This window comes from Romboutsia hominis, from assembly GCF_900002575.1.
Taxonomy (GTDB): Bacteria; Bacillota; Clostridia; order Peptostreptococcales; family Peptostreptococcaceae; genus Romboutsia_C; species Romboutsia_C hominis.
Genome location: NZ_LN650648.1, coordinates 291,352 through 309,440 on the forward strand (window position 1 = coordinate 291,352; position 18,089 = coordinate 309,440).

Below are 18,089 nucleotides of genomic sequence, written 5' to 3' on the forward strand. Positions count from 1 at the left end.
ATAGAGTTATCTTATGATATAATTGTAAGATTGTTTTATAATGTTTACTTTAGATGGCAACTACCCTTTATAAAGGGTAGTTTTTTATTTAATAAAAACAACTATAGCTCTATAGCAAGACTATATTTTGAAATTTGGGGTAAAATATTTAGTTATTGTAAATTCATATAATATAAGAGGGAGAATATTATGAAGAAAAAGATAGCATCAATATTGGCCATATCTGTTATAGCAACAAACAGCACACCTGCTTTAAATGTTTTTGCTAACGAAGTAATAAAGGAAAAAGCATTAGCGATAGAGGAACAAGTTTCTAAAAGTATGACAGTTAGTGATTTTAAAATTAAGAACAATCCTAACTTCGCTAAGTATAATGAACTTTATAGAGTTGAGATACAGTCTATAACAAACAATGGAAGAAGTTACCCAGGAACTAAGATAGAAAATGCTATAGATGGAAAACTTAATACACATTGGGAAACATACACTAGAAATACAAATGAATTTAAAAATGAAGTAATTGTGGAGTTTAAAGATATAGCCGAGATAAATAGATTAGCTTATGCTACAAGACAAGACGGGGCTAAAGGTAAAGGATATCCTACTAGTGCAGAGATATATGTTTCAGAGAGTGAAATAGGTGAAGATTTTAAACTAGCAGGAAAAATAGAAGGAAGTAAAGTTACAGGTGGAATGGTTGAATTTAAATTTGATACTGTAAGAGCAAAGAGAGTTAAATTCAAATTCGTAGAAGCACATGACGAGTGGGCAAGTGCCGCAGAGTTTTGGTTCTATAAAGAGGATAGAATTCTAGATAAGATGGAAAGATTATTTACTAATGCAAACATGAATGAAGTAAGTAAAGAGTTTGCAACTCCTGAAGCATTAAACACTTTAGAGAAAGAAACTGAAGGACATCCATTCCGCGATAGCTTTAAAGAATATATAGATAATGCAAGACTTGTTCTAGAGAACAAAGAGGTTAACTTTATTGAAACTAAAGTATCTAAGTTATTAGGGTATGGAACTGAAAACCAAAAAGCTTATGATGACAAGTTTATGTTAGGTAAAGACCACATCGTTAATACACAAGTAAATGGTGGAACTTACTCTACAACAAAAATAGAATATATGTATGATGGTGACCCTAATACACATTGGGAAACAAACAGAAGCAATGGTAATGGTTTCACTAATGAAGTGGTATTCACTTTTGATGAAATAGAACAACTTGATAGAATAGCATTATTACCTAGAAGCGGAAATCAAAAAGGATTTCCTACTAAGTATGAAATATATGCTTCAGAAACTTCTCAAGGGGATACATTCAAATTAGTTTCTAGCGGTACTGCAGAAGTTACTAAAGACTTCATGCAATTTAAATTTAACCCAACAAACTTTAAGAGACTGAAGTTTGTATTTAAAGAGTGCCATGAAAATAGACCATTCATATCAGAAGCTAGGTTCTATAAAGAAGATGCTTTATCAGAGAAAATGGATAAACTATTTACAGACAGTAATAAGAATACAGTAAACCCTGATTTTGGGACTTTAGAGAAACTTACTGCTTTAGAGAATGAAGCGAAGGCACATCCTTTATACAGTAAGTTCAAAGAAGATTTAGATGATGCTAAACTTGTATTAGAAGGTAACGAGGTAACTTATGCAGATGCTAAAGTTTCGAAGTTTAAAGCTTTTGGAACTCCAGAGTTAGCAGAGTATGATAAGACTTATAAGATAGATAATAGTCATATAAAGAATATAACTACTAACGGTAGACATTGGTCAAATCAAACTATAGATAAAGCTATAGATGGTGATCCTAACACTAATTGGCATTCTGATGCTAGAAATAGCGAAACTCATACAAACGAAGTTATAATGACTTTAGACCAAATAAGAACTTTAGATAGAATAGTATATTATTCTCCGAGAGATAGAGGTTTCGCAGAGAAGTTCGATATCTATACTTCTAAGACTAGTGAAGGAGACACATTTACTAAAGTAACTAGTGGTAGTGCTTCAAGAACTGGAGACTCTATATCTATAAAGTTTAATCCAACTCAAGCTAGAAGAGTTAAGTTTGTTTATAAGCAAGGATATGAAGGTTGGGCTTTAGCGTCAGAGTTCGGATTATATAAACAAGACCAAACTCTAGATAAAATACAAAGGTTATTCACTGATGATACTATGTCTAAAGTAAGTGAAGAGTTTGATACAGTTGATAAATTAAAAGCTTTAGAGAACGAATGTAGTACACACCCATTCTTTGAAGACTTTAAAGAGGACTTATACAATGCAAGAGTTCTAATAGAACAAGGCAAGGTAGAGAGTTCTGTTGCTACAAGTAAGAAGTTTAATCATCTGGATAATGCGGAGTATGTAAAACAATTTAGAATACCTTACGAGAATATAAAGAGTATAAGTAATAATGCAGGGCAATATCTACAACAGCATATAAATAACGCGGTTGATGGTAATGTAGACACTTACTGGGAGACTAATAGAGGAAACGATAAAGAATGGTCTAATGAAGTAACTATAGAATTCAAACAACCTATAACTGTAGACAGAATAGCTTATGGTGCTAGACAGTCAGATAGAAAAGGATTTTTAGAGGAATTCGAGATATATGGTTCTAACGCTACTAAAGGTGATAACTTCCAATTAGTGGCTACAGGTAGAGCAGACAGTACTTCTGGTTTAGTTGAAGCTAAATTCAAACCTACAACATTTAAGAGAATGAAATTAAAGTGGGTTAAAAGTAACCAAAACTGGGCTACACTAAACGAAATAATGTTCTTTAAGAGAGATATAGTTTCAGATAAAGTTAATAACTTATTTACAAATGAATTAAAGAATGAGTTAAACCCAGAATTCAATTCATTAGAAGCTATTGAAGCTTTAGAGAAAGAAGTTAAAACACACCCATTAAAAGTAGAACTTATGGAAAGTATAGACATGGCTAAAGATTTAATTAAATCTCCTGATAAGAATAAAGGTCATGTTTATGAATTAGAAAGCAGAGGAGACGCTATAAAGGAAAGTCAAAAGAGAAAGGTATGGAATTTCAGAGATTGGCAACCTACAGGTTTAGCAGTTAAGTCAGGTGAAAAGATAACTGTGTATGTTGATACAGAACCAGGCGACCCAGTACCTAACTTAGTATTTAAACAAATGGATAGTAGACATAACGGTTTAGCAGATATAAGATTAACTAGAGGTAAGAACGAAATTACAATACCTGAGGTCGAAGTAAATGATATAAGACCAGGGACTGCTAAAGCAGGAGTATTATATGCTTCAAATCCTTATACTCCAGAGCAACAAGCAAGAAAGCCTAAGATAAGAATAATAGGTGGTGTAAGTTATCCTCAATTCGTAAAAGGTGTAGATAATGATGAACAGGTAATAAATGAGTTACGTGAATATACTGAGAAGTTAAAGAAAGATCCTAAACTACCTGATGTATTCGAAGTATTAGGAGATAAAGCTTTAGTAAACGTTAGAGCAACGTATGCTTTAGATTGGTATACAGAAAATAATAAAGTACCTAGTTATACAGCAGATAGATCTGACGAAGTAATAAAGGAAGCAATGAAGTTCTGGGGATTTGATGGTTCTAAAGATATACATTCGGACTTCAACTTTAGATATGTAACTATGCTTAAGAACTTAAGTGGTGGAGTATTCATGAATGCAGGAAACGGTATAACTGGATACAACCAAGGACAACAAGGTGGAGCTCTAAACGTTGACACTGGCTGGGGATTCATGCATGAATTAGGACACAACCTTGATACAAATAATAGAGCAATGCCTGAGATAACTAATAATATTTTACCTCTTCATTTCCAAATGATTAAAGGTGAAGCTAGTAAGATATCTCAACAAAACTTATGGGAGAGTAAAATATTCCCTAAAGTAAGTAAAGAAGATTATTCTAACAATGAGTGGTACCCTGCAAGTGACACTAGTTCATTAACTCATATGGCACCATTATGGCAATTACAACTATATGATAATACATTCTGGCCTCGTTTTGAGCAACAATTTAGAGAGAGAAACATAGGTGGTGGTGACTGGAATAACAAGCATGAAGCTTGGGCAGTTGTTGCATCAGATGTTCTTCAATTAGACTTAAAAGAACATTTTGCTAGACATGGTTTCTACGTTAATGAAGAGACTGCTAAGCATATGGCTCAGTACAAAAAGCCAGATAAGAAGTTATGGTATATAAATGATAATAAGTATCTGAACAAAGGTGAAGGTTTCAATAACGAGGTAGATTGTAAAGTTAAAGTTAAGACACAAGAGACTTCTGTTAAATTAGATATATCAATAGATAAAACCAATGCTAATAGTCTTCTTGGATATGAGATAATTAGGGATGGTAAAGTGATAGGATTTACTACTAAAGATACTTTCATTGACACTAACATAAATCCAGGTACTAATCACGAGTATAAAGTAGTTGCTTACGATACTCAATTAAATCCTTCTGAAGGTGTAGGCGTTAAGGCACATCAACCTATATTAGAAACAGTCGGAGGGTTGACATTAGCTTTAGGTGAAAATTTCAATGCTTTAGATTATGTTAAGGCAACTGATTACAATGGTAATAAATTGAAAGACATTAAGGTCACAAGTGATGTGGATACTACTAAGAAGGGTAACTACACAGTAACTTATGAGGTAACTGATAATGATGCAATTTCTAAAGAAACAATGAACGTTAATGTTGTTAGTAAATATGATTACTTATCAGATAGTGAGTGGAAGAGTGAACATACCGATTGGGGTAAACCATCACGTAATAACTCTATAAAGGGAAGAATTTTAGGAGAGATTAAAGACTACGATAAGGGAATAAGATTACATGCTAACGGAAATGTTGTTTATGATTTAGGTGAGCATAACTATGATAACTTTGAGGTTAAAGTTGGAGTAGACATGAACTTAGAAGCTCAAAATAATTCAAGTATAACTTTCAAGATTGTAGGCGATGGAAAGACTTTAGCAACAACTAAAGTATTAAAGCATGAGGATAATATGCAGTATATAAATGTTCCTGTAAAAGGAGTTAAAGAACTTAGATTAGAAGTTAACAATGGTGGAAACGGAAATACTTCAGACCACGGTATATTTGTAGAACCTAAATTAACAACTAATAATGCTAAACCTGAGTTAACTATACCTAAGTCTCAAACTGTTAAAGTTGGTCAAACTTTAGAAGACATAGTTGGAACTTACAAAGCTACAGATGCCGAAGACGGTGACATAACTGGTAATGTAGTCGTGACTGGACAAGACAAAGTTAACTTTAATAGAGTTGGTAACTATACTATAACTTATAGTGTAACAGATAAAGACGGCAATAAGGTAGAGAAGAGTAGAGTTATAAATGTAATAAACATGGAAGACTTTAAATACTTGAGTGACTTTGATTGGAAGTCTGCAAATTCAGGCTGGCAAAGTGTTAGGAAAGACAACGCAGTAAGTGGAAATAAGTTAAAACTTACTGGAGAAGATGGTCAAGAGGTTGTATATGATAAAGGAATTGGGACTCATGCAAACTCTACAATAGTATATGATTTAACAGATAAAAATGTAGACTTATTTAGTGCATTTGTAGGAGTAGACCGTGCTATGTATGGTTCAGTAGGTAGTGTACAATTTGAAGTGTATGTAGATGGTGAAAAAGTTTATGATAGTGGTTTAATGAATTCTAGAGATTCACAAAAGTTTGTGGATGTAGACTTAGCAGGAGCTAAAGAACTTAAACTAATAGCTAAAGATGGTGGAAACGGAATAGGTTCTGATCATGCTACTTGGGGAGATGCTAAGTTACATTATGTTAATACTGAAAGAGTTTATACTGAAGAATTAACTACTGCATTAGAAGAAGCTAAGAAGTTGGATAAGGATAATTATACAGACAAAAGTTATCAAGTTTTAGCAGACAGTATAGCTAAAGCTGAAGCATTATTAACAGAAGAGAAACCAAATCAAGAATCTATAGACGCTATGACAAAAGAACTTCAAGATAATGTAAAAGGTTTAATAGAAATAAATCTACAGGAAGTTGTTAATATTCCAGATAAATATTTAGTTAAATCTATACAAAATCAATTGGGAAAAACCGGAAATATAACTTTAGGTGATATGCGTAGTTTAACTACTTTAAGGTTATCTGGTGTTGTCGATTTAACAGGTATAGAGCATGCTAGAAACTTAGAGACTCTAGAAATGAGCTATAATGAAGTTAAAGATTTAAGACCATTAGCAAATCTAAAAAAACTTAAAACATTAGATGCAAAAGAGCAAATTATTGCAGTAGGAGAATTAACTCCATCTAATGGTAAAGTTGTAGTTGACTCTAAAGCATATAACAGAGAAGGAAAAAATGTAGCTAAAACTGTTAAACTTGTAGATAAAGATGGTAATACAGTAATAGAACAAGATGCTAAAGATGAGTCTGTTATAAGTATAGAAGGTTTACCTAAAGGTTTATATGGTGTTCATGTATTATTTGAAGACGAAGATTTTGATGGCATAATGATATATTTATTCAATATAAATTAAAAAAGTATTCAAAATATTACTTTTTTAACTATAGAAAAATCACTGCTTATTTTTAATAGGCAGTGATTTTTTTATATTTTATTAAACATATTGATTTATCTAAGCTAGTAATTGTTTTTAAAAGACCATTTGAATATAGAAAAAGATACAATGTAAACAATACTATATTTATAACGCGACCTAAGAGTTTTGGTAGACACGTATAAGTAAAATTAATAACTAAATTTTAAAAGATCAAAAAATAATAAAAGAAAAAGGAGCATATTCAATAAATATTTCAAAATATAAACTTTAAAAAGATGCAGATAATTTATTTTTATCAGAACTTTATAATGCACTCTATGGTGGTGAAAAGGTAGTTGTATTTCATAATTGTCATCAAATTGCTCTAGATTTGCTTACTTTAAATACTACTGATGAAATACTAGCAAATGGGAAGTATTTAAATTTTTATAACCGAAAAAAATGAAGAAATTATTAGAAATTTATTTTCAAATAGTTTTATGAAAAAGGCACACCACATTAAGGGGGTTGCTTTGAATATATGGGGTGAATAATTAAATAAATAATTAATATCAGAGTGCTATAAAATATTTAAATTAAAAATTAATGACAAAAATTGATAAATTTCTAGAAAACGGTTGCTAAGAAAACAAAAAGTGTGTTAGTATACTAGTATAAAGAAGAAGGGCTTGGATAGATAAAAAAATAACAAAGGAAATTATATGGATAATGACTAAGTCCAAATCAGATATTTCAGATTATATACTAAATTGCGCTTAGCAATCATCAATAATTAAGAAAACGATATTTTAACTTTGGGGGGAAGTTGGTATACTAGTATAAAATAAAGTGAAAAATTTGAAATATCATAAGGAAAAAAGAATAATAATATGTTCTAAGGAGTGGGGAAATGGAAATATCAACAGAAAAAGTTCTAAAGCAGGATGTAGTAAAACCTTTTGGTCTGCAAGACAAGATAGGATATATGTTAGGGGATTTAGGAAATGACTTATTCTTCCAATTTGTAAGTGGATATTTAATGCTATTCTATACAGATGTGTTAGGAATAACTGCGGGGGCAGTAGGAACTATGTTAGTAATTGCTAGAATATGGGATGCAATAAATGATCCAATGATGGGGACTTTTATAGATAGAAGAAAAGTTGGCAAAAATGGTAAATTTAGACCGTACTTATTATACGCCGCGTTGCCTGTAACGATTATGGGATTTTTAACATTTACAGCTATACCTGGTATACCAGATAACTTAAAGTTAGTATATGCATATATAACTTACATAGGTTTTGGTATGTGTTATACAGCTATAAACATACCTTATGGGTCATTGGCATCAGTAATGACAACAGACCCAGTGGAAAGAACATCTTTATCTACATTTAGATCAGTAGGTGCACTAATTGCAAATTTAGCAATAATGATTATAGTACCTAAATTAGTATTTAGTGATGGTGTAGCCACAGCAGGTGGGTTTATGAAAGCTTCGGCTGTCTTTGTAGTATTTTCTAATTTATGTTATTTTGGGGCATTTAAATTAACAACAGAGCGTGTTAAGCATAAAGTTCAAGAAACAAAAGAAAAGTCAAGTTTTATAAAAACAGTTAAAACTTTACTAAGTAATAGAGCTTTAATAGGGTTAATGTTAGCTTCATTTGGTATGTTAGCATCTATGATGGCAGTTAATGCTTTAACACCATACTTATATAAAGATTATTTTAAAGCACCAGAACTAATATCTCTTGGTGGTGTAATTGGAATGATTTCATCATTTTTAATATTACCATTCTTATCACCACTTGTTAATAAGTTTGGAAAGAAGGAGCTTTCAGTAGGAACTATGTTAATTGCTGTAGCAGCAAACTTAGCATTATTCTTAATGCCTATAAAAAGTCCATATGTGTATATGGCTATAAACTTTATAGCATCTATAGGAACTGGATTCTTCAATGTATTAATTTGGGCATTAGTAGGTGATGCAATAGATTATCAAGAATATATAACTGGTAAGAGAGAAGAAGGTATTGTTTATGCATCTTACTCTTTAGTTAGAAAGCTAGGTCAAGCTATAGCTGGTGGAATAGGTGGATTTGCGCTTACTTTCATTGGATACAAAGCAGGGGTAGCAACACAAACACCAGAAGTTGCTCAAGGGATAAAATACATAATAACAATACTACCTTTCGTATCAGCTTTAATTTCAACTATAGCTATGACATTTGTGTATAACTTATCAAAAACTAAATTAGCAGAAATGACAAAGGAGTTAGAACTTAGAAGGGGATAAATATAGGAAATTACTATAAAATTATAAGAAAATTAAGCAAAACAGATATAAATACTTAATTAGCCCTTGTATGTACAAGGGCTTATAGTTTATAGGCTAAATTATATTAGGTATTAGAATTTTATCAATTTATTTTTTATTAACTTTAAAAAGCAAAATTTTTGTAGAAATGAATTGAAAAACGATTGCCTTTAATTATTGCGTATGTTAGTATACTAGTATAAAGGAAAGAGCTATATAATTGCTTACTAATGGAGGATATTATGGCGAATATATTTGATAAGTATGAAAAGACACAAGAATTTTTAATATGTATTGACTCTGATGGATGTGCAATGAATACTATGGAAATAAAGCATAGAAGATGTTTTGCACCAGAGATGATAAAAACATGGAACTTATATGAAAAAGAAGATTATATATTAAACCTTTGGTATGACATAAATCTTTATACAAAAACTAGGGGTATAAATAGATTTAAAGGTTTAGCTGAAACCTTTAAAATCATAAGCAACGAAGGTATAGAAATAGATGACCTTGATAGCCTTGTAAATTGGGTTGAGACTACAAATGAATTATCAAACAAATCCTTAGAAAGAGAAATAGAAAAGACTAATAGTAAGGCCTTAAAAATGGCATATGAATGGTCTTTAAATGTAAACAAATCTATAGAACAATTACCAAAGGGTGATGAACCATTTGAAAATGTAAAAGAAGGATTAGAAACATTATCTAAGTTAGTAGATGTTGCAGTAGTATCATCAGCAAATGGAGAAGCTTTAGATGATGAGTGGAATAGACATAATTTTGTTAGGCATCTTAAAGCACTACTAGGGCAAGAAGCTGGAACAAAACAATATTGTATATCTGAGCTTAAGAAAAAAGGATATGATGAGAAGAAAATATTAATGGTAGGAGATGCACCAGGAGATTTACAAGCTGCTAAAAATAATAATGTAAATTTCTATCCTATATTAGTAAATAAGGAAGGTTATTCTTGGAAAAGATTAGTAAATGAAGTAGTTCCTAAATTAATGAATGGTACATTTGATGAAGCTTATCAAAATCAACTAATAAAGGAATTTAATGATTCATTAAAATAATAAAAATATTTGTAATAAAAAACATCCATAATAAATACAATAGGGGGAATAATTATATGTTAAATTTAAAATCAAAACCTTATAATCTTGATGAACAATCTATACAATGGGTAAAAGACACAATTGCAAATATGACGATAGAAGAAAAAATAGGTCAACTATTTGTAAATATGGGTGCAAGCCGTGATGAACAATACTTAAAAGGTGTTTTAAATAATTATCATATAGGGGCAGTTAGATACAATCCAGGTAAAGCTGAAGATGTATATGATCAAAATAAAATATTACAAGAAAATAGTAAAATACCACTATTAATAGCTGCAAATACTGAAAATGGTGGTAATGGAGCATGTACAGATGGGACATATGTAGGAAGCCAAGTTAAGATAGGAGCAACAAATGACCCTAAATATGCTTATGAAATGGGGCGTGTTTCTGGTGTGGAAGCAGCAGCAATAGGATGTAACTGGAGCTTTGCACCAGTAGTTGATATAAATAGAAACTGGAGAAATCCAATAATATCTTCTCGTTGTTATTCATCTAGTGCAGAGCAAGTATTAGAATTTTCTTTAGAGTACATGAGAGGAATAATGGAAAGTGGTATTATGCCTGCGGCGAAGCATTTCCCTGGAGATGGAATTGATGAACGTGATCAACATTTATCATTTGCTCCAAACTGGCTTTCAGTAGACGAATGGGATGCTACATTTGGAAAGGTATACGGAGGATTAATAGATGCAGGTCTTCCATCAATAATGGCAGGACATATAGCTTTACCTGAATATGTACGTTACTTTAATCCAGAAGCAACTATTGAAGAATTAACTATGCCAGCCACATTAAGTAAATATATATTAACAGATTTATTACGTAAAAAAATGGGATTCAATGGAGTAATAGTAACAGATGCAAGCCATATGGTAGCTATGACATCGGCAATGAAGCGTAGTGAAATGTTACCAACAGCTATAGCGGCAGGTAGTGATTTATTCCTATTCTTCAATGATCCAGATGAGGACTTCAAGTGGATGATGGATGGTTATAAGAATGGAATAATAACTGATGAGCGTCTTGAAGAAGCATTAACTCGTATATTAGGATTAAAAGCTGCTTTAGGATTACATAAAAAAGCTAAAACAGAAATACTACAACCAAAAGAAGAAGCTATGGCTAAAATAGGATTAGAAGAAAATAAAATACCTGCTTTAGAAATAGCAGATAAAGCTATAACATTAGTTAAGAATAAAGAAGATATATTCCCTATATCTCCAGAAAATCAAAAACGCGTATTACTTGTAGAGCCTAAAGGTCATGACGGTGGATTTGGAAAACTAATGGCTATGATGGGTGGAAAAGGTAAAAATGCAATCGAGTTAATGAAAGAGTTATTAGAAGCAGAAGGATTTGTAGTTGAAATATATGAATCTCCAATGGAAAAAGCAATGAAGTTACCACCAGAAGAGATGATGAAATCAATGATGGATATTTACTCAGGAAAGCGTCCTATATCTGAGTTAACTAGCAAATATGATTTAATAATAAACATAGCAGATATTGGACCAGGAACAGACCAACGTATACAATGGCCAATGAGCAAAGGTACTCCTGATATACCATTTTATGTAAATGAAATACCAACAATATTTGTGTCAGTACAATGTCCATTCCATTTAGCTGATGTACCTCAAGTAAAAACTTATATAAACACTTATGATAATAAAGAATACACTATAAAAGCATTAGTTGAAAAGATGTTAGGTAGATCAGAATTTGTCGGTGTAAGCTCAGTAGATGCGTACTGTGGATTATTAGATACACAATATTAATTTATAAATATAAATAATCAAATACTAATAGTTGTAGTTAAATATTGTATTTAACTACAACTATTTTTAATATATTACAAAACTTTTTTTAAATGACTAATGGATATAGTTAAATGATGTAAAATAATTAATATAAAAAGAAAAACATAATATAAACTCTACGATTAGTTTATTGAAAGATTTTCTCTAATAGTTTAAATTATTAACAAGAGGTGAAACTGATGGATTGTAAGAAAGTTGGCAAATTAATATATGAACTAAGAAAAGAAAAAAACATGACACAAAAACAAGTTGCCGAATTAATGAATATAAGTGATAAAACAATAAGTAAATGGGAGCGAGGATTAGGTTGCCCTGACATTTCTTTACTTTTAAAATTATCAGATATATTTGGTGTAAGTATAGAAGGGATTCTATCAGGAGAAATAAATTTAAATGAATTAGAGGGAGGAAATATGAAAAATATAAGATTTTATATATGTGATAAATGTGGAAATTTAATAACAACAACAGGTGAAGCATCTATATCTTGTTGTGGTAAGAAAATAGAACCATCAATTGCAAAAAAAGCAGAAGATGGACATAGACTTAATGTAGAAAATATAGAAAATGAGTTATTTATTACATCAGAACATGAAATGAAGAAGGAACATTATATTTCTTTTGTAGCACATGTAAAAGGAGATAGAGTTCAGATTGTAAAACAATATCCAGAGTGGAATATGCAGTTTAGGTTAAATCAAAATGGACGTGGTAAATTATATTTTTATTGTAAAGAACACGGACTATTTTATCAAATAGTATAGAGAAAAAATTAGTTACCAAAAAACAAATATATTTATATAGAGATATTAATTTTAAAGATAAAACCTACTATCGATTTATTGATGGTAGGTTTTTTTATAAGAAAATAATAGTAGAAAAATACTATATAAATTTTAATTATTTACATATGTTAGATTTTTGTTCTTTAATATAAAAGTTTATCTTATTATTGACAATTTTAAGAGAAGAATTAAAATTTTTTATCTCATCTTCGATATATTTTTTATGTTTTAAAAGTATATCTTCACGTTGGCATATGGTATCTGGACCTTCTATACATAAATTAACATATTCTTTAATTTTAGAAATAGGCATATGAGTATTTCTTAAACAGCATATTAGATTAAGCCACTCCAAATCTGTATCTTTAAATATTCTATTGCCTTGTTCATTACGTTCAATAAAAGGGAGTAACCCTTCTTTTTCATAGTATCGAAGTGTATGAGGTGACAAGTTATATTTTTGTGCTACTTCTTTAATAGTATATGACATATATAGCCTCCTAAAATATATGATAATATATTATACCTTTATAGTTAATTGTAAGCAAAATCAAAATAGATAAACTAAAAAATACTTATTGACTTAGAGTTTACTCTAAGGGGTATACTTATTAAAACAACGAAAATTACTTTAAAGACTAGCATCTAGGAGGAATTAATATGATATTAAATGTTTTAAATAAAATTGATGAACCAAAAGATTTAAAAGGACTTTGTAGTAATGACTTAAAAGTATTAGCTGACGAAATAAGGGAAATTTTAATAAAAAAAGTAAGTACAACAGGTGGCCACTTTGGTCCTAATTTAGGGATGGTTGAAGCAACTATAGCACTACACTATGTGTTTAATTCACCTATAGATAAGATAGTTTATGATGTTTCTCATCAATCATATACACATAAAATTTTGACGGGAAGAAAAAATGCATTTATAAATCCTGATAAATACAACAGTGTTACAGGATATACTTCACCTCAAGAAAGTGAACATGACTTCTTTACAATCGGACATACATCAACTTCAGTTAGTTTAGCATGTGGATTAGCAAAGGCTCGTGATTTAAAAGGTGGTAATGAAAATATTATAGCAGTTATAGGTGATGGTTCTTTAAGTGGTGGGCAAGCTTACGAAGGATTAAATAATGCAGCAGCATCAGGAAAAAATATAATAATAGTAGTTAATGATAATGATATGTCTATAGCTGAAAACCACGGAGGTCTTTATCAAAACTTAGCTTTACTTCGTAACACTAATGGAAAATCAGAAAATAACTTCTTTAAAGCATTAGGATTTGATTATCATTATATTAAGGATGGAAATAATATTGAGTCTTTAATTAAAACATTCTCAAAAGTTAAAGACACAAATCATCCAGTGGTAGTTCATATGCATACTATCAAAGGAAAGGGATATAAAGATTCAGAGGAAAATAAAGAAGCTTTCCATTGGGTAATGCCATTTGATTTGGAAACAAAAGAACCAAGATTTAAAAGTACAGGTGAATCTTATTCAGAGGTTGCAGGCGAATTTTTATCACAAAAGGCAAGAAAAGATAGTAGTATCGTAGCAATAACAGCTGCAACTCCTGGGCCAGTTGGTTTAGGTTCATTTAGACATGAATTTAAAGATCAATTTATAGATGTTGGAATAGCTGAGGAACATGCAATAGCACTTGCATCAGGTATAGCATCACAAGGTGGTAAACCCGTTGCATCTTTTGTTAGTTCATTTATACAAAGAACTTATGACCAATTATCTCAAGATCTTGCTATAAATAATAATCCTGCACTTATCATGGTTTATTGGGGAGGAATAACAGATAGTGATGTAACACATCTTGGATTATTTGATATACCGCTTATATCTAATATACCAAACATAGTATATCTTGCACCAACTAATAAAGAAGAATATATTGCAATGATGGAGTGGGGAATAGAGCAAGATAGACATCCAGTTGCAATACGTGTTCCTAATATGGAGGTAGTGTCAACAGGTGTTAAGGTAGAACCTAATTTTGATAACTTAAACACTTATGAAAAAGTTAAAGAAGGAAGTGAAGTAGCAATTATTGGACTTGGCTCATTCTACCATTTAGGAAATAGGGTACAAGAGATGCTAAAAGAATCAACAGGAATAAATGCTACATTAATAAATCCTAGATTCATAAGTGGAATAGATGAAAAATTATTAACTGAGCTATTGGATAACCATAGATTAGTAGTAACATTAGAAGATGGAATACTTGACGGTGGATTTGGTGAAAAGATATCGAGATTCTATGGGGATAAAGATATGAAAGTATTAAACTTTGGAGCATCAAAAGAATTTACAGATAGTGTATCATTAAAAGAATTATATGAGCGTTATCACCTAACTGAAGAGTTAATAATTTCAGATATAAAGGATGCTCTTAAATAAGATTAAAATTTGATTATAGATAGATTATAATCAACCTAATTATTGCGAATATTAAGAGGTAAGAATAGGAGTAGCTTTCACTATTAAGAGCCATATTGATGAATTTATCAATATGGTTTTTATTTATGTAAAAATAATTTATGTATAAATAAGGTACTGTATAACAAAGAACCACCTTAATTTAAATAAGGGTTTATATCAATTTGATATGAAGTTTAATGATAGATTTAACTTCTATTGTATAGTGTATATTTAAATTGATTAAAATTATTTTAAGAATATATTCTATTTTCTTAAAGATTATTGACAAATAAAAAAAATGAGATATACTTATAGATATTAATACCCCCTGGGGGTATAATGAAAATAGTATTCAAGCGGCTGAAATAAAAAATAGGGCTTATAAATATATAAAGTCTATAAAAAATATGAAAGGAGATTTAACATGAATAATATAGTAAAAAGAAGTTACAAAGTAACAGGAATGACATGTTCAGCCTGTGGTAAAGCTGCAGAAAGAGCTGTCAAAAAAATAGATGGCGTAGTCAGCCAAAGTGTAAATATGGCTACAGAAAAAATTAACATAGAATATGATAAAAATAAGGTTAGCTTTGAGGAATTGCAAAATGCAGTAAAAAAGGCAGGTTACAATTTATTAGAAGATGTTAGTTATAGCAAAATAGATTTTAAAATAGGTGGTATGACTTGCGCTTCTTGTGCAAAAGCAATAGAGAGAGCAGTCAATAAATTGGATGGAATACAAAGTATTAATGTAAATGTAGCTACCGAAAAAGCAACTATAAGTTATGATTCATCTAAGCTAAAATTAACCGCAATAAGAAATACTATTGAAAAAGCAGGATATAAAGTATTAGAAAAAAGTACAACTAGTAAATCAAACAATGTAGATGAAGATAAATTAAGAAAAGAAAAAGAAATGAAAACACTATTTATAAAGTTTTTAGTGGCAGTAGGATTTTCAATACCGCTATTTTATATAGCGATGGGACCTATGGTACCAAGTCCAATTGGACCGTGGCCAGTTCCAGATATTATAAACCCAATGACAAATTCTCTAAACTATGCTTTAATCCAAATAGTACTAGTAATACCAGTAATGATAGCTGGAAATAAATTCTACACTAATGGATTTAAAGCACTTATAAATAAAAGTCCAAATATGGATTCACTAGTAGCAATAGGAACATTAGCAGCATTTTTATATAGTTTATATACAACAGTCCAAATGGCTACTACAAATATGGTAGCAGGACATGAACATCACCAATTATATTATGAAAGTGCAGGTATAATAATAGCACTAATATTACTTGGTAAATATTTAGAATCGAGATCAAAAGGAAAAACAAGTGAAGCTATAAAAAAACTTATGGGTCTTCAACCTAAAACAGCAATAGTTATAAAAAGTGGAAAAGAAATAGAAATTCCAATAGAAGAAGTAGAAGTTGGAGATGTAATAATAGTTAAACCAGGAAGTAAGATACCAGTAGATGGTATAGTAATAGAAGGACATACTTCTGTAGATGAATCTATGCTTACAGGTGAAAGTATACCTGTAGAGAAAAGTGTAGGAGATAAAGTTACAGGAGCAAGTATAAATAAAAACGGTAGTATAAAGTTTAAAGCAGAAAAAGTTGGAGCAGATACAGCTTTATCTCAAATTATAAAATTAGTTGAAGATGCACAAGGTAAAAAAGCACCAATAGCAAAATTAGCAGATACTGTATCAGGATATTTTGTACCAACAGTTATAACAATAGCTGTAGTAACGGCATTACTTTGGTTTACAGTTGGAGGAAAAGGTGTAGAATTTGCACTTACAATATTTATATCAGTACTTGTAATAGCTTGCCCATGTGCACTAGGACTTGCAACACCTACAGCGATTATGGTAGGTACAGGTAAAGGTGCAGAAAATGGTATATTAATCAAAGGTGGAGAAGCATTAGAATTAGCACATAAGATAGATACTATAATATTTGATAAAACAGGAACAATAACAGAAGGGAAACCTAAAGTTACAGATATAGTAGTAACTAACAATATTGATAAAGATTATTTATTAAAAATAGCAGCAAGTGCTGAAAAAGGTTCAGAACATCCACTAGGAGAAGCCATAGTAAGATTTGGTGAACAAAAAAATATTGGATTTATGAAAGTAGAGAAATTCAAAGCTATACCAGGTCATGGTATAGAGGTAACTATAGATAATAAAAATGTATTACTTGGAAATAAAAAGCTTATGGATGATAGAAAAATAAGCTTAGGAAATTTAAGTAATAAATCAGATGAATTAGCAATGCAAGGTAAAACACCTATGTATATAGCTTTAGGAAATGAATTAGGTGGAATAATAGCAGTAGCCGATGTAGTTAAAGAAAGTAGCAAAAGAGCAATAGATAAACTTCACAGCATGGGAATAAAAGTTGCTATGGTAACAGGAGACAACAAAAAAACTGCTGATGCAATAGCAAAAGAAGTTGGAATAGATATAGTACTTGCAGAAGTTTTACCACAAGATAAATCAAATGAAGTTAAAAAACTTCAACAACAAGGTAAATTCGTTGCAATGGTAGGAGATGGAATAAATGATGCTCCAGCATTAGCACAAGCAGATATAGGTATAGCAATAGGAAGTGGAACAGATGTAGCCATGGAATCTGCGGATATAGTTTTAATGAGAAGTGACTTAATGGATGTTCCAACAGCTATAAAATTAAGTAAAGAAACTATAAAAAATATAAAACAAAATCTATTCTGGGCATTTGCATACAACACAGTAGGAATTCCAGTAGCAGCAGGTGTATTATATATGTTTGGAGGAACATTATTAAATCCAATGCTTGCAGCAGCAGCTATGAGTTTAAGTTCAGTATCTGTAATAACTAATGCACTTAGACTTAAGGGATTTAGGGCTTATAAATAATGATTCTCTAAGTTTAAAGACTAATGAAAAAAACTATAACCTTTATAAGAATAATGATAAAATTAAATTATAAAA

General features: G+C 30.5%; 8 protein-coding genes. 7 read left to right on the top strand and 1 reads right to left on the bottom strand.

Translation table 11 applies throughout. The features are described 5' to 3' along the window. Positions 1-189: 189 nt before the first annotated feature. The 5 genes from FRIFI_RS01350 to FRIFI_RS01370 all read left to right on the top strand — a co-directional run bounded on the left by FRIFI_RS01350 (position 190) and on the right by FRIFI_RS01370 (position 12,625). A complete protein-coding gene (locus FRIFI_RS01350; protein ID WP_166504792.1) occupies positions 190-6,585 on the top strand; it encodes an NPCBM/NEW2 domain-containing protein in 6,396 nt (2,131 codons plus the stop codon). 913 nt (positions 6,586-7,498) lie between these two features. Further along, positions 7,499-8,890, top strand: a complete 1,392-nt coding sequence (locus FRIFI_RS01355) for an MFS transporter (RefSeq protein ID WP_166504793.1) — start codon at positions 7,499-7,501, stop codon at positions 8,888-8,890. 263 nt (positions 8,891-9,153) lie between these two features. Next, the gene (locus FRIFI_RS01360) at positions 9,154-9,993 is read left to right on the top strand and encodes an HAD family hydrolase (protein ID WP_092922810.1); all 840 of its coding nucleotides are present in this window, start codon (positions 9,154-9,156) and stop codon (positions 9,991-9,993) included. A 56-nt stretch (positions 9,994-10,049) separates the two neighbouring features. Continuing rightward, the gene (locus FRIFI_RS01365) at positions 10,050-11,819 is read left to right on the top strand and encodes a glycoside hydrolase family 3 protein (RefSeq protein ID WP_166504794.1); all 1,770 of its coding nucleotides are present in this window, start codon (positions 10,050-10,052) and stop codon (positions 11,817-11,819) included. Between the two features lie 221 nt (positions 11,820-12,040). Next, entirely contained in the window at positions 12,041-12,625 is a 585-nt protein-coding gene (locus tag FRIFI_RS01370) for a helix-turn-helix domain-containing protein (RefSeq protein WP_166504795.1), read from the top strand. Positions 12,626-12,761: 136 nt separating this feature from the next. On the opposite strand, the gene FRIFI_RS01375 is transcribed toward FRIFI_RS01370, so the two are convergent. Continuing rightward, complete coding sequence (locus FRIFI_RS01375) at positions 12,762-13,136, bottom strand: MerR family transcriptional regulator (RefSeq protein ID WP_092922819.1); 375 nt, start codon at positions 13,134-13,136, stop codon at positions 12,762-12,764. Positions 13,137-13,306: 170 nt separating this feature from the next. On the opposite strand from FRIFI_RS01375, the gene FRIFI_RS01380 reads away from it, so the two are divergent. Together FRIFI_RS01380 and FRIFI_RS01385 are read left to right on the top strand one after the other, a co-directional pair. Then, complete coding sequence (locus FRIFI_RS01380; RefSeq protein ID WP_166504796.1) at positions 13,307-15,067, top strand: 1-deoxy-D-xylulose-5-phosphate synthase; 1,761 nt, start codon at positions 13,307-13,309, stop codon at positions 15,065-15,067. Between the two features lie 445 nt (positions 15,068-15,512). Next, complete coding sequence (locus FRIFI_RS01385; RefSeq protein ID WP_176579599.1) at positions 15,513-18,014, top strand: heavy metal translocating P-type ATPase; 2,502 nt, start codon at positions 15,513-15,515, stop codon at positions 18,012-18,014. Positions 18,015-18,089 lie beyond the last annotated feature (75 nt).

What these genes read in the sequence shown, in the direction of transcription:
- FRIFI_RS01350 (WP_166504792.1), top strand. Translation starts at nt 190, where the DNA reads ATGAAGAAAAAGATAGCATCAATATTGGCCATATCTGTTATAGCAACA.
- FRIFI_RS01355 (WP_166504793.1), top strand. Translation starts at nt 7,499, where the DNA reads ATGGAAATATCAACAGAAAAAGTTCTAAAGCAGGATGTAGTAAAACCT.
- FRIFI_RS01360 (WP_092922810.1), top strand. Translation starts at nt 9,154, where the DNA reads ATGGCGAATATATTTGATAAGTATGAAAAGACACAAGAATTTTTAATA.
- FRIFI_RS01365 (WP_166504794.1), top strand. Translation starts at nt 10,050, where the DNA reads ATGTTAAATTTAAAATCAAAACCTTATAATCTTGATGAACAATCTATA.
- FRIFI_RS01370 (WP_166504795.1), top strand. Translation starts at nt 12,041, where the DNA reads ATGGATTGTAAGAAAGTTGGCAAATTAATATATGAACTAAGAAAAGAA.
- FRIFI_RS01375 (WP_092922819.1), bottom strand. Translation starts at nt 13,136, where the DNA reads ATGTCATATACTATTAAAGAAGTAGCACAAAAATATAACTTGTCACCT.
- FRIFI_RS01380 (WP_166504796.1), top strand. Translation starts at nt 13,307, where the DNA reads ATGATATTAAATGTTTTAAATAAAATTGATGAACCAAAAGATTTAAAA.
- FRIFI_RS01385 (WP_176579599.1), top strand. Translation starts at nt 15,513, where the DNA reads ATGAATAATATAGTAAAAAGAAGTTACAAAGTAACAGGAATGACATGT.